We start from the raw sequence: 25,713 nt of genomic DNA on the forward strand, positions 1-25,713 counted from the left end.
GCCGCTCATTGACTGCTGTGACGGGCTTACCCGTCCGGTTCTACTGGCGCGTACCCCGTAACGGCAGTATGCGTGTTCTTCCGGAAGCTCACCGGTGATTGCCGGGTCGACGCTGCTCGTTCCAGTTTAGGGTCCCGGGCCTGCGGATGTCGAAACACCTTCTGGTTCCCGGCCGGTGCGCTTCCCGGTGGACTCTGGACGCGGGGCTCGGCAAGGGAAATACTTCAGTTATCACGGTCCACTGGGAGGGCACCATGAGCGGCGAGAACAAGATGACGGATGCGGGTCCGGTCGGGTTGATTGTTTCCATCCAAGATGCCCGTCGCGAAGATGCGGTCAACGGCCATCTTGCCTGGGGTGAATTGTTGTCGCCGCAACTGGTGGCCGTGCGGGGCAGCACCGCCTGGGCCCGCGATCCCTTGGCCCGCTTTGAGGTCCTGCTGGCTGCACCGGAGGACATACCGCTGGATGCCGGAGCTATCGAACGGATTAAACCGAGGCGGATTGAACTCATCCCGCCGACTGTCGAGGGCACCGAACGCGGCGCGTTGATCTGGCTTGCCCAGTTTTCCGCCTTCCCTGCCCCTTACGCGGAGACGCTCGGCCCGCAGGATCCTGCCGAAGAGGCGGGCCCCGATGCTATGCAAGTTCCGCCCGCCTGGGATGCCGCTGCGGTCCTGGGACCGGTAGCTGCACGCGAACAGGAGTTGCGCCAGAACCTGGTCCAGCCTTCCCCGGACTCCGGGGAAGGGGAATTCCGAATGTGGTGGTGCTTCATCTTCGGCGGCTGCTGATGCCTCCTATCACAGGCTCCGCCCGCCGCAACTGGAAGGAGGCCGGTGATTTTGCGGCCCTTCTCCTGTGCTTCGCGCTGGAGCTGTTGCTGTCATGGGACAAAGCAGCGGCACCTTTTCCGGGCGGCGCCTGGCTGGTGCCCTGGCTGGTGCTGCTCCTCTACGCGCCGTTGCCGTTCCGCCGGAAACGTCCGGTGGCGGTTTTCACCGTCACGGCAGCGGGCAGCGCAGCATTGAGCCTGCTTGTGCCCGGTTTCGTGCCGCTGTTCGGCGTCTGGCTGGCTCTCTTCACCGTGGCCCTGCTGTGCCCGCGGATCCAGGCAGCGGCGGCGGCCGCGGCGGCGTGCGGACTGATTCTCCTGAACGTCCTGGTGGAGGTTGGCAGGTCCGGCGCCGGACAGGAGTGGGACGTGGCAACGGTAGGCGCCGTGGGCGGCGCCGTCATTACGCTGGCCGTCTTCGGGCTGGGCCGGTGGGTGGCCTGGAGTGTTAAACAACGACGCCGGGCGGCCCGTTATGCCGCTGAACGTGCCATCCGTGACGAACGCTCCCGCATCGCCCGCGAACTGCACGATGTAGTGGCTCATGCCGTGAGCCTCATGGTGCTACAGACCGCCGGCGCCGCACGCATCATGCAGGCAAACCCCCGGCAGGCCGCCGAGGCGCTCGAGAATGTTTCGTTGCTGGGGCAGCAGGCTGTGGTCGAACTGCGAAGGATGCTCGGGCTGCTCTACGATGGCGCTCCGGCCGCCTCCGCGGATTCCTGGGGGCAGGGCGGCGGACCCGATGCCCGGGACCTGCCGAGCATCTCCAGGCTGGAAGAATTGGTCAAGGAATCGGAGCGGGCTGGACTGGCCGTGGAGCTACACGTGACCGGGGCGCCCGTCCTCCTGGAGCCGGGCGTTGACCTGTCCGCCTACAGGGTGGTCCAGGAAGCCCTCACGAATGCGTCAAGATATTCGGCGGCAGGGCATCGCGCTACCGTATCGCTCCACTGGCAGGCCTCCGGCGTGCAGCTGGAAGTCCGCAACCGGTGCCTTCCGGGGGCATTGCACCACCCGCTGTCGAGCGGTCACGGGCTGGTCGGGATGGCTGAACGGGCAAAGGCAGCGGACGGCTGGGTAAAGACTGGCAGGCGCGGCGACGAGTTCGTGGTCCAGGCAGGATTTCCCGCCGGCGCCCCTTCGCGACGCGGGACCCCGGCGGTTCACGGTGGACGCTGAGGACCAGCGGCAGATCCGCGTCCTGCTCGTGGACGACGAACCCCTGGTCCGCGGCGGCCTTGCGATGCTTCTGGGAGCCGAGCCCGGCATTGTGGTGACGGCCGAGGCAGGAAACGGCCGCGAGGGTGTGGCTGCCGCCCGGTGCGGCATCGCGGACGTCGTGGTCATGGACCTGCGCATGCCGGTGCTCGACGGCGTTGCGGCGACGCGGGAACTGGCATCGGACGGTTTCGTACCGGGAAACAACGCCCTGCCAGTGCTGGTGCTGACCACCTTTGACGGGGACGAGCAGTTGTACGCGGCGCTGCGGGCGGGCGCCTCCGGATTCCTGCTCAAGAGCGCAGCGCCAGGCAGCCTTGCGGAGGCGGTCCGGTCCCTGGCCCGGGGTGACGGCTGGCTTGATCCCGCCGTCACCCGAATGCTGATAACGCAGTTCGCCGGCAGGACACCGGATGTCCTTCCGGCCCCTGCGGAGCTGTCCCGGCTTACCCGGCGCGAGCGGGAAATCCTGGCCATCATCGCCACTGGCCTGAGCAATACCGAAATTGCCGCCGCGCTGTTCCTCAGCGAGGGGACCGTCAAAACCCATGTGGGGCGCATCTTCGCCAAGCTCGGGCTGCGGGACCGCGCCCAGGCCGTGGCCTTCGCCTATGAAAGCGGCCTGGTGCGGCCCCGACTTGGGCCGTAATCGGAAGGCACCTGCGGGGACAGGCCCGGTCTGACCGGGCCTGTCCCGGGCCATAGGGATTTCCGGGGCCATACCCCTCAGGAGGTACTGCACAAATAAGGCAGGAGCCCGACGATCCCTGCTTCCGGAAAGCGCAATGTTGAGGCATCGAAGGGGCCTCAACCGGAGGCCCCCGGGAGCCCTAAGGAGCAGTCATGAACAGCACAGCAGCCGCCAACGCAGAATTCACCGCACCGCCTGCACGGAAGAGGCGCCGCGTCATCCGGAAGACAGTGGCCACGGCGGCGGTCGCCACAGCCCTGGCGGGCGCCGGAGTCGCAGCAGCACAGGCGGACGGCCTGCTGGCACCGGGCGCCTCCACGTTCGTCAGCACGAACCTCTGGGGAGCATCCAGGATCTGCGTGACCAACTACGGCGCCAACTGGGGCAGCTTTACGCTGTACGCCAGCTTCGCCAATCCCGAACAGAACTGGGTGCCCGCCTACAGCACGCGCTGCCGCGATGCCTGGTGGTTCGGACAGAACGTCCGTGTCCAGAACACCGGGTACACGATGGAATACGCGTACCGGGCGTTTTGACCAGGCGTCAGGCCCCCTTCCGGATCAGTTTGTAGTTTGCTGCCTGCGCCACCGGGCGGACCACAATCTGGTCGAGGTTGACGTGGTGCGGAACGCTCACTGCGTACCGCACCACTCCGGCCACGTCACCTGCAGTGAGCGGCTTCTCCACCCCTTGGTAGACCTTGTCCGCGGCCTGCCGGTCACCGAGCCGGTTCAAAGCGAACTCCTCCGTCTGGACCAGCCCCGGTGCCACCTCGATGACCCGGACGTTGTGCTCGGCTTCCTCCAGCCGAAGGGCCACGGTCAGGGCGTGCTGGGCGAATTTCGCCGCGTTGTACCCGCCGCCGCCCTCATAGGCTGCCAGCCCCGCCGTGGAGGTCAGGTTGAGCACCGTCCCTTCGCCGTTGGCGCGCAGCATCGGCAGGAACGCCCGGATGAGTTTCATGGTGCCCAGCACGTTGACGCGGTACATCCACTCCCAGTCCTCCGTGTCGGCTGCTGCGATGGTGTCGGCGCCCCTTGCACCGCCGGCGATGTTGATCAACGTGTCGATGCCGCCCGCTTCGGCCACCTCCGCCACAAGCCGGGACACGTCGTCGTCCTCGGAAATGTCGGCGGGAACTGCGACGGCGCCGGTCTCCTGCGCCAGGGCGGCGAGGCGATCCGCGCGGCGGGCGACCGCAAACACGGTCCAACCCTCCGCCGCGAGGGCACGGACGGTGGCCTCTCCGATTCCGCTGCTTGCGCCGGTCACCAATGCTGCTTTTTTCTGCGAAATGTCAGTCATGGCACCACCCTAACCGGGGCGGCCGAACGGGCGCCTCCCGATGAGTCGGCGGATGAACCGCAGCACACGGGGTGCCTCATGGACGCAGGGCGGGCGGAAGCGGCGGGACATGAAACAATTGGCAGATGGCTGAAGACAAACAGGGTACAGACACGCCCACCACCACCCCCATCAACGTTCCGGACAAGCCGGCCCTCGAGGGCCTCGAAACTGCGCTTACGCAGCGCTGGCTGGCCGAGGGGACCTACAAGTTCAATCGGGAGACCACCCGGGACCAGGTCTACTCGATTGACACTCCCCCGCCCACCGCTTCCGGTTCACTGCACGTGGGGCACATGTTCTCCTACACGCAGACTGACGTGCTGGCGCGCTACCAGCGCATGACCGGAAAGAACGTCTTTTACCCGATGGGCTGGGACGACAACGGCCTGCCCACCGAGCGCCGGGTCCAGAACTTCTACGGCGTCCGCTGCGACCCCTCCATCCCGTACAACCCTGACTACCGGCCGCCGGCGCAGCCGGCGAAGAACCAGCGGGACTTCGACGTCGTCTCCCGAAGGAACTTCATCGAGCTCTGCGAAGAGCTGGCGGTTGAGGACGAGAAGGTCTTCGAAAACCTCTTCCAGACACTGGGCCTGTCCGTCGACTGGGAGCTGACATACCGGACCATCGACGACAACTCGCGGGCGGTCTCGCAGCGCGCGTTCCTGGCCAATCTGGCGGCGGGCGACGCCTACATGGCCGAGGCACCCACCCTCTGGGACGTAACCTTCCGTACCGCAGTGGCCCAGGCCGAACTCGAAGACCGCGAGGTCCCCGGAGCCTACTACCGCTACCCGTTCTTCACCGAGGACGGACAGAAGATCCACATCGAGACCACCCGTCCCGAACTGCTGGCTGCCTGCGCCGCACTGGTGGCAAATCCCGACGACGAACGGTACCAGCCGCTGTTCGGCAAGAAGGTCACGTCGCCCGTCTTCGGCGTCGAGGTTGAGGTGAAGGCGCACCCGCTCGCCAAGGCGGACAAGGGCTCCGGCATCGCCATGGTGTGTACGTTCGGTGACCTGACCGACGTCACCTGGTGGCGCGAACTGCAGCTGCCCACCCGCGCCATCGTTGGCCGGGACGGCCGGATCATCAGCGAGGCTCCCGAATGGATCACCACCGATGCCGGCCGCGAGGCCTTCGCCGCGATTGCCGGCAAGACAGTCTTCAGCGCCAAGGAAGAAGTGGTGAAGCTCCTCACCGCCGCAGACCTGCTTGAGGGCGAGCCCAAGAAGATCATGCATCCCGTGAACTTCTACGAAAAGGGCGACAAGCCCCTGGAAGTGGTCACGTCCCGGCAGTGGTACATCCGCAACGGTGGACGCGACGAGGACCGCAGGGAGCGGCTCATCGCACGGGGCCGGGAGATCGACTTCCATCCTGCCTTCATGCGTTCCCGCTACGAGAACTGGATTTCAGGCCTGAACGGTGACTGGCTGGTTTCCCGCCAGCGCTTCTTCGGCGTGCCCATCCCCGTCTGGTACCCCCTGGACGCCGACGGCAACCCGGACTACGACTCCCCCATCGTGCCCTCCGACGGGCAGCTGCCGGTGGACCCGGCAGCGGACGCCGCTCCCGGCTTCGACGAAAGCCAGCGCGATGTTCCCGGCGGCTTCACCGGTGACGCGGACATCCTGGACACCTGGGCCACTTCCTCCCTGACTCCAAAGATCGTGGGCGGCTGGAAGCGCGACGAAGACCTCTTCGCCAAGGTCTTCCCCTTTGACGTCCGGCCTCAGGGCCACGACATCATCCGGACCTGGCTGTTCTCCTCGGTGGTGCGCGCGGACGCCTTGGAAAACAGCGCGCCGTGGAAGCACGCCGCCATCTCCGGTTGGATCCTGGACCCGGACCGCAAGAAGATGTCCAAGTCCAAGGGCAACGTGGTGGTACCCACCGATGTACTGGAGGAATACGGCTCGGACGCTGTCCGGTACTGGGCCGCTTCGGCCAAGCTCGGTGCGGACACAGCCTACGAGATCGCCCAGATGAAGATCGGCCGGCGCCTGGCCATCAAGCTGCTCAATGCGTCCAAGTTCGTCCTGAACCTGGGCGCCACGGAGGACTCGGTGCTGTCCGCTGACCTCTCCGTCCTCACCAATCCGCTCGATCGCGCGGTCCTGGCACAGCTCGCCGACGTTGTGGCCCAATCCACGAAGGCCTTCGAGAACTACGACTACGCACGGGCGCTGCAGATCACGGAAAGCTTCTTCTGGCAGTTCACCGACGACTACGTGGAGCTCATCAAGGACAGGGCCTATGGGGCTGCGGGCGAAGCCGAACAGGCCTCGGTGCTGGCAGCCCTCGCCACCACCCTGGACGCCCTGCTGCGGCTCTTCGCGCCGTTCCTGCCGTTCGCCACTGAAGAGGTGTGGAGCTGGTGGCGCAAGGGCTCGGTCCACCGCGCCGCGTGGCCGGCCGCCCTGGCGGTGCCGGGCGGCGACACCACCATGCTCGCAACGGTTGGTGTTGCCCTCAGCGGTGTCCGCAAGGCCAAATCCGAGGCGAAGGTGAAGCAGCGCACGGAAGTCCTGACTGCGACCATCACGGCTCCAGCTGGACTCGCAGGGCAACTGAATGCCGGCCTGGCCGACCTGAAGGCAGCCTCCAACGCCCGCGAAATTTCAATAGTGGTGGGCGAGGGCGAGCTGGCTGTCACCGGTGTGGAACTGGCCGTCACGGAGGAGCCGGCGAAAGCATAACCGCAGCCTTGGGCCCTGTTTTCGGGCAAAGGGGAAGCCCCATCAGCGTTTTGCCGTTGGTGGGGCTTCGACTTTTCGGCCATCCGGTGACGTCTTGATGGTCTGGCAGAATCCGCCGATCTTCAGGTCTTCCTACGTTCGTCACTTGTAGCTTGCATCCTGACTTTGCCGATGGCTGCGTCGAATGCATATCACTGAATCTTTGGTTTCTGCGTCCCACTTCTTTCGAAGTGGGTAAGAACTATTGTTGTCCCGGCTACCGCGATGCGCAAGAGCCCCGGCTGAACTACAAACGAGTAGTTCGGCCGGGGCTCTGGACACTCCCGCCGGGGCTTCCGGAGGGGCCGGGCCTAGTTGAATTCCGGACGTTCGGTCCTGCTCCGCTTCAATTCGAAGAAATGCGGGTAGGAAGCAATCGCGGTGGTGGCGTCCCACAGCTTGCCGGCTTCCTCGCCCCGCGGGATCCGGGTAAGCACGGGACCGAAGAATGCCGTCCCGTTGAAGGCCACAACCGGCGTTCCAACGTCCTGGCCCACCCGCGAGATGCCTTCCTCGTGGCTGGCCCGGAGCTGGCGGTCGTAGGCGTCGGTGGCGGCGGCTCCGGCCAGTGAAGCGGGAAGGCCGCATTCAGCAAGTGCTTTGGCGATCACCAGGTCGCGGTCCTTTTCGCCCTGTTCATGGATCAACGAGCCCATGGCGTCGTAGAGTGGCTTGACCGTGCCCCTGCCGTGTTCCTCCTGGGCCGCGATGATCACCCGGACCATACCCCAGGCGTTGTCCATCGATTCGCGGTAGGCAGGTTCCAGGTCCCGGCCTTCGTTAAGGACGGCCAGGCTCATCACGTGCCACTCCGTCCCGATGTCGCGGACGCCCTCCACTTCGCCTATCCAGCGCGAGGTGATCCAGGCGAACGGGCACAGCGGATCGAACCAGAAGTCGGCCGTGTTCTTAGCGGGCTCAGTCATAGGGAATTCCTTCGCTGGTCTCAGTGGCGCGGGGCAGCCACGACGTGTAAGGGCTACTGCGGGTAACGGCGCTGTGCCGGGAAGTCAGGCAGACTTACGGCGCTTGGCGACGTGGGGAACGATGGTCGGTTCCGCACCCCTCAGCACGACGTCCTCGGTGATGATCACGCTGGCAACGTCTTCGCGGCTGGGGAGATCGAACATGACAGGAAGCAGCACTTCCTCCATTATGGCCCGCAGCCCCCGGGCGCCGGTGCCGCGCTCCAGCGCCTGCTCCGCAATGGCGTCAAGGGCTGTGTCGTCAAACACCAGTTCCACGCCGTCTATCTGGAACATCTTCTGGTACTGCTTCACAAGGGCGTTCTTGGGTGTGGACAGGATCTGGATCAGGGCATCGCGGTCCAGGTTGGAGACGGTGGTGATCACGGGAAGCCGGCCGATGAACTCGGGGATCAGGCCGAATTTCAGCAGGTCCTCGGGCATCACTTCACCGTAGGAATCCACCTTCTTGCTGGCCTCGTTCAGGGGGGCGCCGAAGCCTATGCCCTTCCGTCCGGACCGCGACCCGATGATCTCTTCCAGGCCGGCAAAGGCGCCCGCCACGATAAAGAGGACGTTTGTGGTGTCAATCTGGATGAATTCCTGGTGCGGGTGCTTCCGGCCGCCCTGCGGCGGGACGGAGGCAACCGTGCCTTCCAGGATCTTCAGGAGCGCCTGCTGGACGCCTTCGCCGGATACGTCGCGGGTGATGGAGGGGTTTTCGCTCTTGCGGGAAATCTTGTCGATCTCATCGATGTAGATGATGCCCTGCTCAGCCTTCTTCACGTCGTAGTCGGCGGCCTGGATGAGCTTGAGGAGGATGTTCTCCACGTCTTCACCGACGTACCCGGCCTCGGTCAGGGCCGTGGCGTCAGCTACGGCGAAGGGAACGTTCAGGCGGCGGGCGAGGGTCTGGGCGAGGTAGGTCTTGCCACAGCCGGTGGGGCCGATGAGCAGGATGTTGGACTTGGCAATCTCGACGTCGTCGTGGTGGCCGCCGTCGGCAAGGCTTCCGGATTTAGGGGCGTGGCCGGCCTGGATCCGCTTGTAGTGGTTGTAGACGGCGACGGCGAGGGAACGCTTGGCAGGCTCCTGGCCAATGACGTACTCCTGCAGGAAATCGAAGATCTCGCGCGGTTTGGGAAGTTCGAAGCTTCCCAGGTCAGCAACTTCCGCGAGCTCCTCTTCAATGATCTCGTTGCAGAGCTCAATGCATTCATCGCAGATGTAGACACCGGGCCCGGCTATGAGCTTGCGCACCTGCTTTTGGCTCTTTCCGCAGAAAGAGCACTTCAGCAGATCCGTGCTCTCGCCAATCCGAGCCATATGTGAACCCCTTAGTATCCTGCTGCCAGGCAGCCTTGCTCCGTTGCTGGAATCTCCACCGGGCCTGCACGGACCGGTTGTGACACCATCCACTCTAGGTCACATTCGCTTCCCAGGGTGGAAGGAAAAGGCCGGTGGAGCCAAATGATTGGCCCCACCGGCCCATTACTTTACCGTTACCGGCTGATCGCCTGCGGTTTGATCTTCCGTGAATCCAGGACCTGGTCGATCAGGCCGTACGTCTGCGCTTCTGCCGCGGTGAGGATCTTGTCGCGCTCGATGTCGTTGTTGACCTGCTCTGACGTCCGTCCCGAGTGGTGGGCGAGCGTGTCTTCCAGCCAGGAGCGCATCCGCATGACTTCGGCTGCCTGGATCTCCAGGTCTGAGGCCTGTCCGCCCTGGCCGCCGGACAGCGCCGGCTGGTGGATCAGGACGCGGGCATTCGGGAGGGCCAGGCGCTTTCCGGGAGTACCTGCCGCCAGCAGTACGGCAGCGGCGCTTGCGGCCTGGCCGAGGCAGACCGTCTGGATCTCGGGGCGGATGTACTGCATGGTGTCGTAGATGGCCGTCATGGCGGTAAAAGAGCCGCCGGGCGAGTTGATGTAGAGGGTGATGTCGCGGTCCGGGTCAGTGGACTCGAGGACCAGCAGCTGGGCCATGACGTCATCGGCAGAGGCGTCATCCACCTGCACACCAAGGAAGATAATGCGGTCTTCGAAGAGCTTGGTGTAGGGGTCCTGGCGCTTGAAGCCGTACGGAGTGCGTTCCTCGAACTGGGGCAGGACATAACGGCTGGTCGGAAGGTTACCGGCAGTCGATCCGAAGTTGTAGGTCATTTTTGTTGCTCCTGATCTAAGTTTTCTCTGTGCCGGATTACTGTTCGGACGCTGACTCGCCGGAAGACCCGTTGGCCGTTCCGCCACCACCGGATACAGAGCCGGCGTGGGCGGCGATCTTGTCGAAGAAGCCGTACTCCAGGGCCTCGGTTGCCGTGAACCACTTGTCCCGGTCGTTGTCCTTGAGGATGGTCTCGACGGTCTGGCCGGTCTGCTCGGCCGTCAGTTCCGCCATGACCTTCTTCATGTGCAGGATGAGCTCGGCCTGGATCTTGATGTCCGAGGCGGTGCCGCCGATGCCGCCGGAAGGCTGGTGCATCAGGACGCGGGCGTTGGGGGTCGCGTAGCGCTTGCCCTTGGTGCCGGAAGACAGCAGGAACTGTCCCATCGAGGCGGCCAGGCCGGTGGCTACCGTGACGACGTCGTTGGGGATGAACTGCATGGTGTCGTAGATGGCCATGCCTGCCGTCACCGAGCCGCCCGGGGAGTTGATGTAGAGGTAGATGTCCTTGTCCGGGTTCTCGGCGGACAGCAGGAGCAGCTGCGAGCAGATGGCGTTGGCGTTGTCGTCACGCACCTCTGAGCCCAGCCAGATGATCCGCTCTTTCAGGAGACGGTTGTAGATGTAGTTGTCCTGGGCTGCGGGATCGACAGTAGCCATCCGGGGGGACTCTGCGTGCTGTGACATGTGTACTTACCTCTCGCTGGTGACGGTGACATCACTGAAAATCACTACTTGGACACTAACCGGTTTCAGCGGTGTTTTGTTCGCGCATCCGCGGCTGTTCGCTGACGGCGCACGATCGGCAGGGCCGGTGCGAAGCAGCAGGATCCAACGCAAACGGCCCCCGGATCCAATGATCCGGGGGCCGTCCACTCAGTGGCTCTTAGGCCTGGGCTTTGGCCTCTGCCGTGTCTTCCTCGACGGCTGCCTCGGCGGTCTCAGCCTCGGCCTCGACAGCTTCGGCTGCGGGAGCTTCCTCTTCGCCGCCGGGACGGACGAAGTCGCTCAGGTCCACGGCCTTGCCCTCGGTGTCGGTGACCTCAGCCTGGCCCAGGACGACGGCCAGCGCCTTGCGGCGGCGGACCTCGGAAACCATCATGGGAACCTGGCCGCTCTGATCGATGATCTGGGCGAACTGGTTCGGGTCCATGCCGTACTGGCTGGCGGTGGTCACGATGTAGTCGATCAGCTCGTTCTGGCTGACGTCGACTTCTTCCTTCTCGGCAATGGCGTCGAGGATGATTTCGTTCTGGAAGGCGCGGGCCGTGTTGGCACGAACCTCTTCGCGGTGCTCCTCGGTGTCGTGCTCGCCTTCACCGTGCCCGCTGCCCTCCTTGAAGTGGGCCTCGAGCTGCTCTTCAACGACGGAGTCCGGAACGGGAACCTCAACGAGCTCAACGAGCTTGTCCAGGACCTTGTCGCGGGCCTCGACGCCCTGCTCTACAACCTTGGAGTCTGCGGCCTGCTTGGCCAGGTCTTCGCGCAGTTCGGCGAGGGTGTCGAACTCGGAAGCCAGCTGGGCGAAGTCATCGTTTGCCTCGGGGAGTTCGCGCTCCTTGACGGCCTTGACGACGACCTTGACCTGGGCGGCTTCGCCGGCGTGGTCGCCGCCCACCAGAGTGGTGTCGAAGATGGCGTCTTCCTCGGCGCTGAGCCCGGTGACGGCTTCGTCGAGCCCGTCGAGCATGGTGCCGGCACCCACCTGGTAGGACAGGCCGGAAGCGGAGTCAACCTCTTCGCCGTCGATGCTGGCGGTGATGTCGATGGTGAGGAAATCGCCGTCCGCGGCGGGGCGGTCCACGGACTTGAGCGTGCCGAAGCGGCCGCGCAGTTCGTCGAGGGCCTTGTCCACGTCCTCGTCGGAGGACTCGGCCGCAGCAACTTCAACCTTGATGCCGGAGTAGTCCGGGAGCTCGATCTCCGGGCGGACGTCCACCTCGGCAGCGAACTTCAGTCCGCCGTCCGTTGCGGAGGGGTCCGGGACCTCGGTGATCTCAACCTCGGGGCGGCTCAGGGGGCGGATGCCGGATTCCTGCACAGCGGCCTGGTACCAGCCGTTGAGGCCTTCGTTGATGGCAGTCTCCAGGACGTAGCCGCGGCCGACGCGCTGGTCGATGAGCTTGGCGGGGACTTTGCCCTTACGGAAGCCCGGGACCTGGATCTGCGAAGCAACGGTCTTGTAGGCCGAGTCGATGCTGGGCTTCAATTCCTCAAAGGGGACCTCAACATTGAGCTTGACCCGCGTGGGGGTGAGGTTCTCGACAGCGCTCTTCACGGTCTAAGTACTCCTGGGATTGTGGGATGGGTTTCTGCAAACGCAATGTTTTGTCCAGGCCGAGTGGTCCGGGCCGCAGAGTCGGGGTGACAGGATTTGAACCTGCGACTTCCTGCTCCCAAAGCAGGCGCTCTAGCCAAGCTGAGCTACACCCCGTTAGTGCACAGGCAAGTCTACGGTGATCCGCGCCCAGTTTGCACATTTGACACGTAGCCCATGGATTAGGTTTAGTTGTATCCGGCTTGAACAGCCAGCCCGGAGTTGCAGGCCTGCTAATATTGCAGGTGCAGTTCTTCCGGGGACGTAGCTTAATGGTAAAGCCTCAGTCTTCCAAACTGATTACGCGGGTTCGATTCCCGTCGTCCCCTCCAAACAGACAGGCCCCTCCGACGAGGGGCCTGTCTTTTTAATCCGTTGGGCCCCGGTGCCGGCAAGCCATCGTGGGGACTTTGCCGGCAGCCCCCGTTCACGCCTGCTGCTGGCAGAAGGGGCACCAATAGAGTTTGCGCCCCGCCAGTTCAGCAATCAGCACCGTGGTGCCGCAGACCCGGCACGGCATCCCGTCCCGCTTGTAGACGTAATGGGCATTGTCCCGCGCGGGGAAGGTCCCGCTTTTCAAGGCGGCGGCGGTTGCCTTGCCGTGTTCCGACCAGTACCGGGGCGTTGTGGTGATGATGCGGCCGTCGGCAACGCCGTCGTTCATGACGGTCACGACGTCGCGCCACAACTTGCGTGCCTCGGCGTCGGGCAGTGCGGTTCCCGGCAGCCAGGGATCGATACGCCGGCGGAAAAGGACCTCGGCGCGGTAGACGTTGCCGACGCCGGCGATGATCTTTTGGTCCATCAGGAGTGCAGCCACCGGAGTTTTCCGGCCCTGCAAATTGGCCGCGAACCGTCCGGCGTCGCCCCGCAGGTTCCGCAGCGGGTCCGGCCCCAGCCGGGCGAGGACAGCGTCAGCCTCTGCCGCGGTAATCGCCTCGCAGGTGGTGGCACCCCTCAGGTCGGCCCACCCGTTGCTGCTGGCCAGCCTGACCCTCACGGCCCCCACGGGGTCCGGCGGACCGGCATAGGCGCTGCCTCCGTTCGTGCCGGCGCCGTCGCCGTCGTTCGCGTCCGGGAACGTCTCCCGCTCCCCCACCCGGCGCGGGGCACCGATGCTGGAGGAGCCGGCGAACGTGCTGTCGCCGCCAAAACTCCAGGCACCGTACAGGCCCAGATGCACATGCAGCACCAAGGTGTTGTCGAAGTGCAGGAACAGATGCTTGCCGTGCGCCTCGGCCACGAGCAGGGTGCGCCCGTCCAGGAGCGCGGCGCCTCCGCTGAACCGGCCCTGCGGGCTGGACACAGTGAGCCGCCGGCCGCCGAATACGTCCCCGAACTGCCGCGCCAGGCGGCGGACGGAATGCCCTTCGGGCACTACTCGATGACCTCGCCGGTTGCTTCGTAGGCGGCGATCTTGCCGATGCGGCGGACGTGGCGCTCGTCATTGCTGAAGGGCTCGGTCAGGAAGGCCTCGACCAGCCGGGTCGCTTCCTCCACCGTGTGCTGGCGGCCGCCGACAGCCACGACATTGGCGTCATTGTGCTCGCGGGCGAGTGTGGCGGTCGAGTGGTTCCAGGCCAGGGCAGCCCTGACGCCCTTGACCTTGTTGGCGGCGATCTGCTCCCCGTTGCCCGAGCCGCCCAACACGATGCCCAGGGCGTGGATGCCTGCCTGCTGGTCGGCAACCACGGCAAGGGCGGCATTGATGCAGAAAGAGGGGTAGTCGTCCTGGGCGTCGTAGGCCTTGGGGCCGTGGTCCACCACCTCATAGCCCTTGGCTGTCAGGTGGGACACCAGGTGGGCGCTCAGTTCCATGCCCGCATGGTCGGTGGCGATGTGGACCCGCGGGAAGGCAGGGGATGATGTCACGAGCAGAATCCGTTCGGTTGGGGGCGCAGGCAGCCGGCCGGGACGGCGCAGGCCAGGGTCAGGACAACACGGTCAAGAATACTAGGACTCCGGCTGGCCGGGAGTCGGCGCCGCCCCGCCGCCGGGCCGGGCCCTTTCAGCAACCCGCGTCAGTACCTCGGCCAGCCTCGCCGCCGAGGCAGTACTGCCCCCGCTCACCGCGAGGCGCTGGCCGTCGGTTTTGCTGACGACGACGGCGGGACCGCTGCTGACGAGCATGGCGGCAGTGCCGCCGTGGTGCCGGTAGCCCCACCCCCCATAGTCTGCGGCCTTCACCTCGGCGGCGGTAGCGCCCGAGATGGCTCCGGCCGGGACGTTCATGACCGGAACGATGCCGGCCAGCAGGACTTTCAGGCCGCGGCGGTCGGCTTTGATGCGCGCGAACAGGAACGCCGCGCCCGTCGCCGCGAGGAGCACGAGGAGCGCGCCGAGCCAGGGCACGGCAACGGCGATGAGGGCAGACGGAAGCAGCGATGCGATGGCGATCATGACGAATACCGAACTGCGGGCATGGACCCAGAGCCGGATGTCGTCCCGTGTCAGGTCGGGGTCAGCCTCCCTCGCGATGGCCAGTTGAAGGGCCCGGTCGTCGTCCGGTGACCACTGCTGGTCCGCTTTGAAGGTAAAGGCAACAATCACGCCGAGCGACAGGGCCGCCCCGCTTCCGAGTGCCAGGACGGTCATGTCCACATGGGATTCACGGGCGTCCGCCAGCCCTGCCTGTCCCACGATGCCGGCAGCGAGGGCGCTGGTGACGAAGAGCGTGAAGAACATCCCGGCGCCCATCATGATCCGGCGCATCAGCACGGGCCTGCTGACGGGCACGGCCTGGAAGAGGACCAGCCAGCCGCCAGCCAGGATCATTAAGGCTCCTGCCGTGACGTAGGCGCCGAAGGGCGCGAAGGAGGCGCCGCCGTCGTCCGTCCACCGGATGGCGAGCGGCTCCGGAAGGTCCGGCCGGATCAGGAAGGCGCACACCACGAAGGCCGCCGCCACCAGCAGCGGGAACCCCACCACAAACCGAAGGGCTTTCGTGTCCATCGACTCCATGAACTTTCCCATGATTTAACGCTACTCCCACGGCCGGCCGGCGGCTTTCCGCCTCACGCGGCAGCCATCCCGGGCCGTGCTACTTGCCAAGGCTGGCGGAATGCAAGAATGAACAATGCCGCCGCTGGGCACGCCAGCAGGCAGACGCAACCTTTCTGGAGGGCCCACTTTGCCAGGTATGAATCTGACGCGAGCTGAAGCCAGCGAACGTGCCGAACTGATCGCCGTCGAATCCTATGACGTCAGCCTGGACCTGACCCGGGGCGGAGAGGTCTTTGGCAGCACCACCACGGTGAAGTTCAGCGCGACGCCAGGGTCCTCAACATTCATAGACGCAGTCACACGCGCGGTGCACAGCGTCACCCTGAACGGCAAGAGCCTTGATCCGGCCACAGTGGCGGACGGCGTCAGGATCCAGCTCCCGGATCTCAAGGAACACAACGAACTCACGGTGGTGGCCGATGCCCCGTATATGAACACCGGCGAGGGACTCCACCGCTTCGTGGACCCGGTGGACAACGAGGTCTACCTCTACACGCAGTTCGAGGTTCCTGATTCGCGCAGGATGTTCGCCGTCTTCGAGCAGCCGGACCTGAAGGCAACCTTCACGTTCACCGTCACGGCCCCCTCCCACTGGGACGTCATCTCGAACTCGCCCACACCGGCGCCCGTGGAAACCACCGCCGCGGACGACGGCGGTGCCCGCTCCGTGTGGGCCTTCTCCCCCACTCCCCGGCTCTCCTCCTACGTCACTGCGCTGGTTGCCGGCCCCTACCAGTCGGTGCGCAGCGAGGTGGCCAGCTCGGACGGCCGCGTCATCCCGCTCGGCGTCTTCGCCCGGAAGTCCCTGATGCAGTACCTGGACGCGGACAACATCTTCGAACTCACCCGGCAGGGCTTTGAGTTCTTCGAGGCGCAGTTCGGCTGCCCCTACCCGTTCGAGAAGTACGACCAGCTCTTTGTGCCCGAGTTCAACGCCGGCGCCATGGAAAACGCCGGCGCGGTGACCATCCTGGAGGGCTACGTCTTCCGGGGCAAAGTCACCGACGCGCAGGTGGAACGCCGGGCCATCACCGTCCTCCACGAACTCGCGCATATGTGGTTCGGCGACCTGGTGACAATGCGCTGGTGGAACGACCTGTGGCTCAACGAGTCCTTCGCCGAGTACATGTCCCATCTGGCAGCCGTCGAGGCGACGAAGTTCACCAGCGCCTGGACCACGTTCGCGTCCGTTGAGAAGTCCTGGGCCTACCGCCAGGACCAGCTGCCCACGACGCACCCCATCTTCGCCGAGATCAACGACCTTCAGGACGTGGAGGTTAACTTCGACGGCATCACCTACGCCAAGGGCGCTTCGGTGCTCCGCCAGCTGGTGGCGTGGGTGGGCCCGGACCAGTTCATGGCCGGCGTGCGCGAGTACTTCGCCAAGCATTCCTGGCAGAACACCGAGCTGGGCGACCTGCTGGTGGAACTGGAGAAGGCCAGCGGCCGCGACCTGGATGACTGGGGGCGGCAGTGGCTGGAAACCGCCGGCGTCAACACCCTGAAGCCGGAGCTCGAGGTTGACGGCGACGGCCGGCTCACGTCCTTCGCCATCGTGCAGTCCGCCGTGGACGATTGGCCCACCATCCGCCCGCACCGGCTCGCCGTGGGCTTCTACAACCTTAACGACGCCGGCAAGCTGGAGCGGGTGCACCGCGAGGAACTGGACGTCGACGGCGGCCGGACCGAAGTTCCGGCGCTGGTGGGGCTGGTCCGGCCGGACCTGGTCCTGGTCAATGACGACGACCTCGCCTACGCCAAGGTGCGGCTGGACGAAAAATCGCTTGCGACGGCGACCGCCCACCTGAAGGACTTCAGCCACAGCCTGCCGCGGACGCTCGTGTGGAACTCCGCCTGGGACGCTGCCCGGGACGGCGAAAGCCCGGCACGGCGGTACGTGGAGCTGATCCTGGCCAACGTGGCCGCCGAATCCGATTCCTCGGTGATCCTGGTCCAGCTCCGCCAGCTTGCCACCACCCTGAACTTCTACGTGGCCGAGGAACACCGCGAGGCGACCGCGGTGGCTGCGGCGGACCGGCTGTGGGACCTGGCGTCCCAGGTGCCGGGCGGCTCGGACGCGCAGCTGCAGTTCGTGAAGTCGTTTGCGCTGCTGGCCGGCAGCGCCCCCCAGCTGGACAAGGTGGCGGGCCTCCTGGACGGCTCCCTGGTCCTGGACGGGCTGGGTGTTGACCAGGACCTGCGCTGGGAGCTGGTCGCGTCACTTGTGGTGGGCGGACGCCTCGGCCAGGACGGCATCGACGCGGAACTTGCGCGGGACAATACCTCCAGCGGCCAGAATGCCGCTGCCCTTGCCAAGGCCGCCATCCCCACGGCGGAGGCGAAGGCAGCCGCCTGGGATTCCATTGTGGTCAAGGGCGAGCTCTCCAATGCACTGCAGGGCTCCGCGGTCACCGGCTTCATGCGCGTGCTGGATCGGTCCCTGCTGGAGCCCTACGCCGAAAAGTACTTCGAGGCAGTGCCGCGGATCGTCGAAACCCGCACCCACGCACTGGCCCAGCAGATCGTCGTCGGACTCTACCCTGCGCTGCTGACCAGCCAGGCAACCGTGGACCGGACTGACGGCTTCCTGGCGGCGCTTCCGCCCGCAAGCGCCGCGCTGCGACGCATGATGCTGGAAAACCGCGACGGCGTTGCCCGGGCACTGCGGGCGCGCGCTGCGGATGTCCTTCCCGGCGAGGCTGTGCCTGCATCATGAGCCTGCACGAGCACCGCTATGAGCTGACGGTCCGGTGGACGGGCAACTCGGGCAGCGGGACGGCGTCCTACCGCGGCTACTCACGCGACCACGACATCCTTATTCCGGGGCTCCCTGTCCTCAAGGGCTCCGCGGACCCCACCTTCCACGGAGACCGGGAGCGGTACAACCCGGAGCAGCTGCTCCTGGCGGCACTTGCCCAGTGCCATATGCTCTCTTTCCTGCACGTGGCGGTAAAGCACGGCGTGGTGGTCACGGACTACCGGGACGAGGCCTTCGGGCTGATGACCCTGAACCGGGACGGCAGCGGCCAGTTTGAACGCGTGACGCTCCGGCCGCACGTGACCGTGGCCGATGCGGCGCAGGTGGAGCTGGCCGGCCAGCTTCACCACGAGGCGAACCAGCTATGCTTCATCGCCCGCAGCGTGAACTTCCCGGTGGAGCATGAACCGGTGACAGTGGCGGCTTAGGACGGCAGGCTGGCGGCGAGGCGCGCCTCGGTTCCGGGGGACAGCCCGGCCTTCCGGGGCCTGTCCAGCCCTCGCGCCCGCTCGTCCCGCAAGGTGTCCTGCAGCGTCTCCCGCCACGGCCGCAGCTGCAGCCCGGCAGCGACGGCTGCCCGGTTGCTCCGCGCCATGAAGCCCTCATGCCCGGGCGGGAGCCAAAGCGGCAGCGAGTCCGGGCCTGCCCAGTAGTTGACGCCCTGGTTCGCAAGCCATTCTTCTTCCGCCGGAAGAACCTCGCCGTCGTGGCCGGCGGTTTCCCTGGCGGCGGCAAGATACGTTCCGAAGGCCACCTGCCCGCCCAGGGCGTTCAAGGCTCCGGCCACGCCCTTCCCGGCCGCCCGGAGGATCCAGGCAGCAAGGTCGCGGACGTCGATGACCTGGGTCGGATGGTCGACGGCGGGAACCACCACCGGCTTGTTGTTCCTGGCGAAGCGGGCCGGCCAGTAGCCGTAGCGGTCCGAGCTGTCCCCCGGGCCGCCGATCAGGCCGGCACGGCAGAGGTGGGCTTTTCCGCCTGCCGCTTTGAGGGTGGCGGCCTCGATGGCCGCCTTCGACTCGCCGTAGTTCTCCGGAGTGGAGGGAGTTCCCGGCGCCAGGGGCTGCAGGAGCGCTGCATCCTCAGTTTCGTTTGCATGAGAGGCGTCGGCGTAGACGGAGCAACTGGAGACGAACGTCCAGTGCGCTGCCCGGTGTGCGAGGGCGTCCAGGGCTTCGGCGGCGGGGACGGGATCCCGGGCCACGTCCACCACCTCGTCCCACTCCCCCTCGGCGCCCGCGTAGGCGTCCGCGCCCAGTGAACGGTCCTCCCTCAGCCACGTGGTTCCCGCTGGCGGGGCCGCCGCGGAACCTCGGGCAAGGCAGGTGACGTCGTGTCCCGCCGCCACCGCCTGGCGGGCAATTTCTGCGGACAGGAAGGCTGTTCCGCCGAGGACAAGAATGCGCATGTTCAGACGCTACGGCGATAGTGTTAAAGAAGAACAGAGCCTTCCGCGCCGGGCGTAACCGGCGCTGCGGCATCCCTTCCCGGCGCAGCCGAAGAACAGCAGGAGTACTTCCCCCTTATGGTCAGCACGTTGTCGATCCTTCCGTCCACCGCCAGCCAGCCGGACGGCATCAGCGTCACGGGCATCGTGATCAGCCTCGGCGTCGGCGTCGCCATCTGGCTGGTGGCCACGTTCGTGATTTCCCGGATCACCAGGCGCGTGGCGGCAGGCAGCACCTTCTTCAAGAAACCCACCTTCAAATGGGCCGCCCCGGCGTTTAGGGCCCTGGACCACGAGCGGCGCGTCCAGCGCGCGGAAACCATCGGCTCGCTGCTGAACAGCGTGGTTGGCGTGCTCGTGGTGATCATCACGGGCATGTACGTCCTGCAGAACCTGGACATCAACATCGCACCGCTCCTGACGAGCGTCGGCATCCTGGGTGTGGCCATCGGCTTCGGTGCCCAGCAGCTGATCCGCGACTTCCTGGCCGGGATCTTTATTACCATTGAAGACCAGTACGGCATCGGCGACGTAATCGAAACCAGCGAGGTTGTTGGCGTGGTGGAGTCCATGGGCCTGCGCATCACGCGCGTCCGCTCGGACGACGGCGCTATCTGGTACCTGCGCAACGGCGAGATCCTGCGCGTCGGCAACCGTTCGCAAGGCAACTACGTGCCGCTGCACGAGTCGGAGGACGGCACCACGGACCAGGGCACGGATCATGCCGAACCCAAGAAGACTGACCAGAAGGCCGGAGACTAGGAATGACAATCCCGAGCGATCCCCAGCGGCCGCAGCTGATGCAGAACGATCCGTTCAGCAAGCCCGGCTACACCGACAACTTCTACGATGCCGTGGGCGGGCATGAAACCTTCGTGAAGCTGATCGACGTCTTCTACGACGGAGTAGCAACCGATCCGCTCCTCCGCCCCATGTATCCGGAAGAGGACCTGGCGCCGGCGAAGCGCAGGTTCCTGATGTTCCTGGAACAGTACTGGGGCGGGCCCACCACCTACGGCGAGGAGCGCGGCCATCCCCGGCTCCGCATGCGGCACGTGCCGTTCAAGGTGACGCCCGAGGCCAAGGACCGCTGGCTCTTCCACATGCGTGCCGCTGTGGATGCCCTGGAACTGCCCCCGCTCTACGAGGGAACGCTGTGGGACTACATGGAGCGTGCCGCGCTGTCCATGGTGAACAGCCCCGGCTGATGTTGCCCTAACCGCCGTTAGAGCAGCGCGCTTCCGGTCCGCGCGAGCACGTGGCCGCGGGTGCCTGTAAGCCGGAACCAGCGCCCTGCCCGGTAGAGCTTCTGGTCGCCGTCGGCCAGGAACCCCAGGGCCAGGGCGGCGAAAGCGGCTCCGGCCGGCAGGCCGGAGTCGTCCAGTTCCCTGCCCCAGACGGCGGCACGGGCGTTGTTGACGATCAGCGCCCCCGGCTTGTCAGGGACGATTCCCGCCACTTCCGCGATTCCTGCCTCTGCGGCTTTCCGCAGCGCGGCATCGCTGCGTGAACCCATCAGCTCCCACCCGCTCCGCGGGGCGCCCACCCCGGTCCAGGACTCGGTGACGGTGGACGGCGGAACCGGCAGCTCGACGTCGTCCGCCCCCGCCCGCGCCAGGCGGTCCAGGACGGCGGACAAGGACACTGTCACATCCGTCGCCGAAGGTTCCGCGAGGGCCATGGTCCGCAGCCCCAGAATGGTGGGAGTCGATTCACCCAGCAGCCTCGGCCGCAGCACGCAGACGTACGCGGCGAGGACGGAACCTGCAGCCTGAAGCCTGATGGCGCCGTCGTCAATTGATTTGGCCCGCGTAGCGAAAGTCTTCAGGTCAGCGAGATCCTGGGGATCGGCGAAGCGGAAGGACGAGGTGAGTAGATCAGACACACCAAGAACACTACCCGCTGGACCTTTGTTGAGCGGTGCCGGGGGGCCGTCTAGAGTCAAACCATGACTGAAGCCGACGCCGAAATCCTGGCGCTCCCCAGCGGGGACCCCACCTCATCGCTCATCTCCCTCCTTGACCTTGGTGAGCTGGAGGGTGCCCGGACGGACGAGGACATCTTCCTGGGTCCGTCCCAGCAGCAGCCCCACCACCGCGTGTTCGGCGGCCAGGTGCTGGCACAGTCGCTCATCGCGTCCATCAGGACGGTGGACCCGGAACGTTTTGTCCATTCCATGCATGGCTACTTCCTGCGCCCGGGGGACGCGAACAAGCCCATCACCTTCGGCGTCCAGCGCCTGCGGGACGGCCGGTCCTTTTCCGCCCGGCGGGTCCATGCGTACCAGGAGGGTGTGCCCATCCTGTCGATGATCGCGTCCTTCCAGGGCGAGGACGAAGGCGTGGAGCACGAGTCCACGATGCCCGGCGGCATCCCGGACCCGGAGTCACTGCCAAGCACCGCCGACCTGCTCGGCAAGTTCGACCATCCGGTGGCACGGCACTGGGCCTACGAGCGGCCGTTCGATATCCGGCACGTCGATCCCCCCTTGTACGTGTCGGCTAAGGGCAAGAGGGAAGCGCGGAATGCGGTGTGGATGAAGACCTTCGGGCCGATGCCGGACAACCCCAACCTGCACCGGGCAGCCCTGGCGTACGCCAGCGACTACACCCTCCTTGAGTCCATCCTGCGGCGCCACGGGCTGAGCTGGATCACGCCAGGGATGAACGTGGCAAGCCTGGACCATGCCATGTGGTGGCACCGGCCTGCCCGCGTGGACGAATGGCTCCTGTATGTCCAGGAGTCACCCAGCGCCCAAGGTGCCCGTGGACTCGCGACCGGCAAGATCTTCAACCAGGCGGGGCAGCACGTTGCCTCCGTCGCGCAGGAGGGAATGATCCGCGTGCCTACCGACCTGAAGAACAAAGTGGTGGGCGCTTTCCAGTCGAAGCTGATGGAGCACCAGATCCGCAAGGCCGGGCGGGACTAGCACCACCCGGAACTCCGCCTTCAGCGGGAAGACGAACAGGCCGGCACCCAGTGGGGGTGCCGGCCTGTTCGTCTTTGTGCGCTCTGCGCCTGGTGTCAGTCGCGGGTGAGGCGGCGGTGCGTGACGCGGTGCGGCTTGGCGGCGTCCGGGCCGAGGCGCTCCACCTTGTTCTCCTCGTAGGATTCGAAGTTGCCCTCGAACCAGTACCACTTGGAGGGGTTTTCCTCGTCGCCTTCATAGGCCAGGATGTGCGTGGCCACGCGGTCCAGGAACCAGCGGTCGTGGGAGACCACCACGGCGCAGCCGGGGAACTCGAGCAGTGCGTTTTCGAGGCTGCTGAGGGTTTCGACGTCGAGGTCGTTGGTGGGCTCATCGAGGAGCAGCAGGTTGCCGCCCTGTTTGAGGGTCAGCGCCAGGTTCAGGCGATTGCGCTCACCGCCGGAGAGCACACCGGCCTTCTTCTGCTGGTCCGGGCCCTTGAAGCCGAAGGCGGCAACGTAGGCGCGGGACGGCATTTCGACGTGGCCCACCTGGATGAAGTCCAGGCCGTCGGAGACAACTTCCCACAAGGTCTTGTTGGGGTCGATGCCGCCGCGGCTCTGGTCCGCGTAGGAGATCTTGACGGAGTCGCCGATCTTCAGGTCACCGCCGTCGAGCGGTTCCAGCCCCACGATGGTCTTGAACAGCGTGGTCTTGCCGACGCCGTTGGGGCCGATGACGCCCACGATGCCGTTGCGGGGCAGGCTGAAGGACAGGCCGTCGATGAGGGTGCGGTCCTCGAAGCCCTTCTGGAGGTTCTTCGCTTCCAGCACCAGGCCGCCCAAGCGGGGTCCCGGCGGGATCTGGATCTCTTCGAAGTCCAGCTTGCGCGTGCGGTCCGCCTCCGCGGCCATCTCCTCGTAGCGGGCCAGACGGGCCTTAGACTTGGTCTGGCGGCCCTTGGCGTTGGACCGGACCCACTCAAGTTCCTCGCTGAGGCGCTTGGCCTGCTTGGCGTCCTTCTTGCCCTGGATCTCCAGTCGGGCACGCTTCTTCTCCAGGTAAGTGGAGTAGTTGCCCTCGTAGGGGTAGAGGTGGCCGCGGTCCACTTCGGCGATCCATTCCGCGACGTGGTCCAGGAAGTACCGGTCGTGGGTGACGGCGAGGACTGCACCCGCGTAGGTGGACAGGTGCTGTTCGAGCCACAGCACGCTTTCGGCGTCCAGGTGGTTGGTGGGCTCGTCCAGGAGCAGCAGGTCCGGCTTCTGCAGCAGGAGTTTGCACAGGGCTACGCGGCGGCGTTCACCACCGGAGAGGTTGGTGACGTCGGCGTCCGCGGGCGGGCAGCGGAGGGCGTCCATGGCCTGCTCCAGCTGCGAGTCCAGGTCCCAGGCGTCCGCGGCATCGATGGCTTCCTGCAGGTGGCCCATTTCCTCGAGGAGGGTGTCGTAGTCAGCGTCGGGGCTGGCCATTTCCTCGGAGATTTCGTTGAAGCGCTGGATCTTGCCGTAGATCTCGCCCACACCCTCCTGGACGTTGCCCAGGACGGTCTTTTCCTCGTTGAGCGGGGGCTCCTGGAGCAGGATGCCCACGGTGTAGCCGGGGCTTAACCGGGCCTCACCGTTGGAGGGAGTGTCCAGTCCGGCCATGATTTTGAGGATGGTGGACTTACCAGCACCGTTCGGGCCCACAACACCGATCTTGGCGCCGGGGAAGAAGGACATGCTTACGTCGTCAAGAATGAGTTTTTCGCCAACGGCTTTGCGGGCCTTGGTCATTGTGTAGATAAATTCCGCCATGGTTCCAAATCTAGTGGGTGGGCAGGCATATCTCACATTCCGCGCAACAGGCTTACGAGCCTACAAAGCACTTCCCGCTCGCCAGGACGGGCAACACTGTCACTGTCACGGCGCCGTCGCGGACCTGGCCGATCACGCAGTCCTGTCCCTGGAGCACGGCCGCCTCGATGGCATCCGCTTCAAGGCCGGTGGGGGTGCGGCTCTGCGAAACCTCCAACGCCGCGGGGGCGATTCCCGCGCCCGTGAGGGCTTCCGTGAGTTGTGCGGTGGCGGGTTTGGGCGATCCCGCGGCCAGCCTGGCCAGCGCCTCTGTCACGGTCCTCTTGGCCGTTTCAGTGGCAGCCGCCGCTGCCGCGGCGGATGCGGTCCCGGATGTGTCCGCCAGCGGTCCGGCGGCATTTGTCTGTGTTGCTGCAGCCCGTGTTTCCGTTGCTGCGGGGCCGGCGGAGGCTGCAGCAGTGGATGTTGCACCCGACAAGGTTCCGCTGACGCAGCCCGATAAACCTGCCGCCAGCACTGTGGCGGTTACGGCCGCCAGCAACCGGCGCGCGGCGCTGGGCGGGGCAACTCCAGGAACGGCAGCTCCAGGAATGGCAGCTCCGGGAACGGTGGCTCCGGGAACGGTGGCTGAGGGGCTGGCCGATGAGGCACCGGCTGTTGAGTTCTGCCGGTGGTCAGGGGTATGCCGCATGGTGTCATTCTGCCATGCGGCCTGGTCCCGGCTCCGCAACCTGGGCGGACAGTGCACGGCCGGGGGGTGCCGCGGCACTGCCCGCCAAGGAACCGGGGGAACCGTTGATAGGGGACGCTGATATGGAAAACCTAGACTCCGGATTCGGCGAGTTCCCCCGTCTCCAGGTCCAGTGACACGAGGCTGCCGTTGCTGTCCTCGATGTACGCTGCGGCAGGATCGCCGCCGTCGGGATCGTCGTCGCCGTCCTCCGGTTCGTCGAACGTTCCCTCAGCGCCGGCCCGGTGCTCGGCGTCGAGGGGCGGCGCCGGCTCCACGAGCGAGAGGAGCGGTTTTGTGGAGGACCGGATGAAGTTGGCCGTACCCCACGTCAGGTCGTGACCCACGGCGTCGGCGTCAATGGTGTGTGAGTAGAAGACCCTGCCGTCCCTTTCCCAACTGCGGATCTTCAGCTTGCCAACCACGATGACCGGCTGGCCTTTCCTGATGCTGCAGCCCATGCTTCCCGCGAGGTGGCGATAGCCCTGGACCAGGAACCAGTTCGTGTGGCCATCCGTCCAGGTGCCGGATTCCTTGTCGAACCGGCGCGAGGTGGAACCGATACGGAAGGAGGCTGTGGCAACTCCCCCTGGAGTTGTGGCGCTCTTGATCTCGGTGGCAACGAAGCCCCGAATGGTTATTGTGTCGCTCATCTTCACGTCCTGTCGTCAATGGTGGTGCCCTAGCAGGCAAGACCAGCATGGCGCCGGCGCTGGCCACCGGGGAGGCAGGGGTTCGCCTATGTGCATAACCTGCGGCTGCGGCTGCCTGTGGAGGATTAGTGA

At 65.8% G+C, this 25,713-nt stretch carries 24 protein-coding genes and 2 tRNA genes; 11 read left to right on the forward strand and 15 right to left on the reverse strand.

Annotation, left to right across the window (positions count from 1 at the left end; all coding sequences use genetic code 11):
• Positions 1–254: 254 nt before the first annotated feature.
• The 4 genes from SMD14_RS11665 to SMD14_RS11680 all read left to right on the forward strand — a co-directional run bounded on the left by SMD14_RS11665 (position 255) and on the right by SMD14_RS11680 (position 3,283).
• Positions 255–794, forward strand: coding sequence for a hypothetical protein (locus SMD14_RS11665; RefSeq protein WP_321213746.1), 540 nt, complete (start codon positions 255–257; stop codon positions 792–794).
• On the forward strand, positions 794–2,017 hold the full coding sequence (locus tag SMD14_RS11670) for a histidine kinase (RefSeq protein WP_321213747.1): 1,224 nt from the start codon (positions 794–796) through the stop codon (positions 2,015–2,017). The genes SMD14_RS11665 and SMD14_RS11670 overlap by 1 nt, the downstream gene beginning before the upstream one ends.
• A complete protein-coding gene (locus SMD14_RS11675; RefSeq protein ID WP_321213748.1) occupies positions 2,007–2,705 on the forward strand; it encodes a response regulator transcription factor in 699 nt (232 codons plus the stop codon). The genes SMD14_RS11670 and SMD14_RS11675 overlap by 11 nt, the downstream gene beginning before the upstream one ends.
• Positions 2,706–2,899: 194 nt before the next feature.
• A complete protein-coding gene (locus tag SMD14_RS11680; protein WP_321213749.1) occupies positions 2,900–3,283 on the forward strand; it encodes a hypothetical protein in 384 nt (127 codons plus the stop codon).
• A 7-nt stretch (positions 3,284–3,290) separates the two neighbouring features.
• On the opposite strand, the gene SMD14_RS11685 is transcribed toward SMD14_RS11680, so the two are convergent.
• Entirely contained in the window at positions 3,291–4,052 is a 762-nt protein-coding gene (locus SMD14_RS11685) for an SDR family oxidoreductase (protein WP_321213750.1), read from the reverse strand.
• Between the two features lie 125 nt (positions 4,053–4,177).
• Between SMD14_RS11685 and valS the strand changes: the two genes are divergently transcribed.
• Complete coding sequence (gene valS, locus SMD14_RS11690; RefSeq protein WP_321213751.1) at positions 4,178–6,799, forward strand: valine--tRNA ligase; 2,622 nt, start codon at positions 4,178–4,180, stop codon at positions 6,797–6,799.
• Positions 6,800–7,149: 350 nt separating this feature from the next.
• Here the strand turns inward: valS and SMD14_RS11695 are convergent, their stop codons facing one another.
• The 6 genes from SMD14_RS11695 to SMD14_RS11720 form a co-directional block, all read right to left on the reverse strand.
• The gene (locus SMD14_RS11695) at positions 7,150–7,764 is read right to left on the reverse strand and encodes a DsbA family protein (RefSeq protein ID WP_157241962.1); all 615 of its coding nucleotides are present in this window, start codon (positions 7,762–7,764) and stop codon (positions 7,150–7,152) included.
• A gap of 84 nt (positions 7,765–7,848) precedes the next feature.
• Complete coding sequence (gene clpX / locus SMD14_RS11700; protein ID WP_157241961.1) at positions 7,849–9,129, reverse strand: ATP-dependent Clp protease ATP-binding subunit ClpX; 1,281 nt, start codon at positions 9,127–9,129, stop codon at positions 7,849–7,851.
• 176 nt (positions 9,130–9,305) lie between these two features.
• Positions 9,306–9,965: an ATP-dependent Clp protease proteolytic subunit gene (locus tag SMD14_RS11705; protein ID WP_157241960.1), complete on the reverse strand. Its 660-nt coding sequence runs from the start codon at positions 9,963–9,965 to the stop codon at positions 9,306–9,308.
• Positions 9,966–10,002: 37 nt separating this feature from the next.
• Entirely contained in the window at positions 10,003–10,626 is a 624-nt protein-coding gene (locus SMD14_RS11710; protein WP_157243122.1) for an ATP-dependent Clp protease proteolytic subunit, read from the reverse strand.
• A gap of 226 nt (positions 10,627–10,852) precedes the next feature.
• The gene (gene tig, locus SMD14_RS11715) at positions 10,853–12,244 is read right to left on the reverse strand and encodes a trigger factor (protein WP_321213752.1); all 1,392 of its coding nucleotides are present in this window, start codon (positions 12,242–12,244) and stop codon (positions 10,853–10,855) included.
• An 81-nt stretch (positions 12,245–12,325) separates the two neighbouring features.
• Positions 12,326–12,400: transfer RNA gene (locus SMD14_RS11720), tRNA-Pro, on the reverse strand.
• 141 nt (positions 12,401–12,541) lie between these two features.
• Between SMD14_RS11720 and SMD14_RS11725 the strand changes: the two genes are divergently transcribed.
• Positions 12,542–12,615, forward strand: a tRNA-Gly gene (locus SMD14_RS11725).
• A gap of 95 nt (positions 12,616–12,710) precedes the next feature.
• On the opposite strand, the gene SMD14_RS11730 is transcribed toward SMD14_RS11725, so the two are convergent.
• The 3 genes from SMD14_RS11730 to SMD14_RS11740 form a co-directional block, all read right to left on the reverse strand.
• Positions 12,711–13,661 (reverse strand): DNA-formamidopyrimidine glycosylase family protein, encoded by a 951-nt coding sequence (locus SMD14_RS11730; RefSeq protein WP_321213753.1) that lies wholly within the window; start codon positions 13,659–13,661, stop codon positions 12,711–12,713.
• On the reverse strand, positions 13,661–14,155 hold the full coding sequence (locus SMD14_RS11735) for a ribose-5-phosphate isomerase (RefSeq protein WP_321213754.1): 495 nt from the start codon (positions 14,153–14,155) through the stop codon (positions 13,661–13,663). Before SMD14_RS11735 ends, SMD14_RS11730 begins: the two co-directional genes overlap by 1 nt.
• 81 nt (positions 14,156–14,236) lie before the next feature.
• Positions 14,237–15,256, reverse strand: a complete 1,020-nt coding sequence (locus SMD14_RS11740) for a hypothetical protein (RefSeq protein WP_321213755.1) — start codon at positions 15,254–15,256, stop codon at positions 14,237–14,239.
• Positions 15,257–15,422: 166 nt separating this feature from the next.
• Here SMD14_RS11740 and pepN point away from each other — a divergent pair, with 166 nt between their 5' ends.
• Entirely contained in the window at positions 15,423–18,002 is a 2,580-nt protein-coding gene (gene pepN, locus SMD14_RS11745) for an aminopeptidase N (RefSeq protein WP_321213756.1), read from the forward strand.
• The gene (locus SMD14_RS11750; protein ID WP_157241957.1) at positions 17,999–18,472 is read left to right on the forward strand and encodes an OsmC family protein; all 474 of its coding nucleotides are present in this window, start codon (positions 17,999–18,001) and stop codon (positions 18,470–18,472) included. Before pepN ends, SMD14_RS11750 begins: the two co-directional genes overlap by 4 nt.
• On the opposite strand, the gene SMD14_RS11755 is transcribed toward SMD14_RS11750, so the two are convergent.
• Positions 18,469–19,452 carry an NAD-dependent epimerase/dehydratase family protein gene (locus SMD14_RS11755; RefSeq protein WP_321213757.1) on the reverse strand — a complete coding sequence of 328 codons (984 nt, stop codon included), beginning with the start codon at positions 19,450–19,452 and terminating at the stop codon, positions 18,469–18,471. The genes SMD14_RS11750 and SMD14_RS11755 overlap by 4 nt on opposite strands.
• A gap of 117 nt (positions 19,453–19,569) precedes the next feature.
• Between SMD14_RS11755 and SMD14_RS11760 the strand changes: the two genes are divergently transcribed.
• Together SMD14_RS11760 and SMD14_RS11765 are read left to right on the forward strand one after the other, a co-directional pair.
• Positions 19,570–20,253, forward strand: a complete 684-nt coding sequence (locus SMD14_RS11760) for a mechanosensitive ion channel domain-containing protein (RefSeq protein ID WP_321213758.1) — start codon at positions 19,570–19,572, stop codon at positions 20,251–20,253.
• Between the two features lie 2 nt (positions 20,254–20,255).
• Entirely contained in the window at positions 20,256–20,699 is a 444-nt protein-coding gene (locus tag SMD14_RS11765; protein ID WP_321213759.1) for a globin, read from the forward strand.
• 17 nt (positions 20,700–20,716) lie between these two features.
• On the opposite strand, the gene SMD14_RS11770 is transcribed toward SMD14_RS11765, so the two are convergent.
• Positions 20,717–21,376, reverse strand: a complete 660-nt coding sequence (locus SMD14_RS11770; RefSeq protein WP_321213760.1) for a hypothetical protein — start codon at positions 21,374–21,376, stop codon at positions 20,717–20,719.
• Between the two features lie 63 nt (positions 21,377–21,439).
• Here SMD14_RS11770 and SMD14_RS11775 point away from each other — a divergent pair, with 63 nt between their 5' ends.
• Entirely contained in the window at positions 21,440–22,420 is a 981-nt protein-coding gene (locus tag SMD14_RS11775; protein WP_157241952.1) for an acyl-CoA thioesterase II, read from the forward strand.
• Positions 22,421–22,515: 95 nt separating this feature from the next.
• On the opposite strand, the gene ettA is transcribed toward SMD14_RS11775, so the two are convergent.
• The 3 genes from ettA to SMD14_RS11790 all read right to left on the reverse strand — a co-directional run bounded on the left by ettA (position 22,516) and on the right by SMD14_RS11790 (position 25,581).
• The gene (gene ettA / locus SMD14_RS11780; RefSeq protein ID WP_157241951.1) at positions 22,516–24,198 is read right to left on the reverse strand and encodes an energy-dependent translational throttle protein EttA; all 1,683 of its coding nucleotides are present in this window, start codon (positions 24,196–24,198) and stop codon (positions 22,516–22,518) included.
• Positions 24,199–24,250: 52 nt separating this feature from the next.
• Positions 24,251–24,889, reverse strand: a complete 639-nt coding sequence (locus SMD14_RS11785; protein WP_321213761.1) for a DUF6993 domain-containing protein — start codon at positions 24,887–24,889, stop codon at positions 24,251–24,253.
• A gap of 131 nt (positions 24,890–25,020) precedes the next feature.
• Positions 25,021–25,581 carry a single-stranded DNA-binding protein gene (locus SMD14_RS11790; RefSeq protein ID WP_321213762.1) on the reverse strand — a complete coding sequence of 187 codons (561 nt, stop codon included), beginning with the start codon at positions 25,579–25,581 and terminating at the stop codon, positions 25,021–25,023.
• Positions 25,582–25,713: the final 132 nt, after the last annotated feature.

Source organism: Pseudarthrobacter oxydans, assembly GCF_034258515.1.
Taxonomy (GTDB): domain Bacteria; phylum Actinomycetota; class Actinomycetes; order Actinomycetales; family Micrococcaceae; genus Arthrobacter.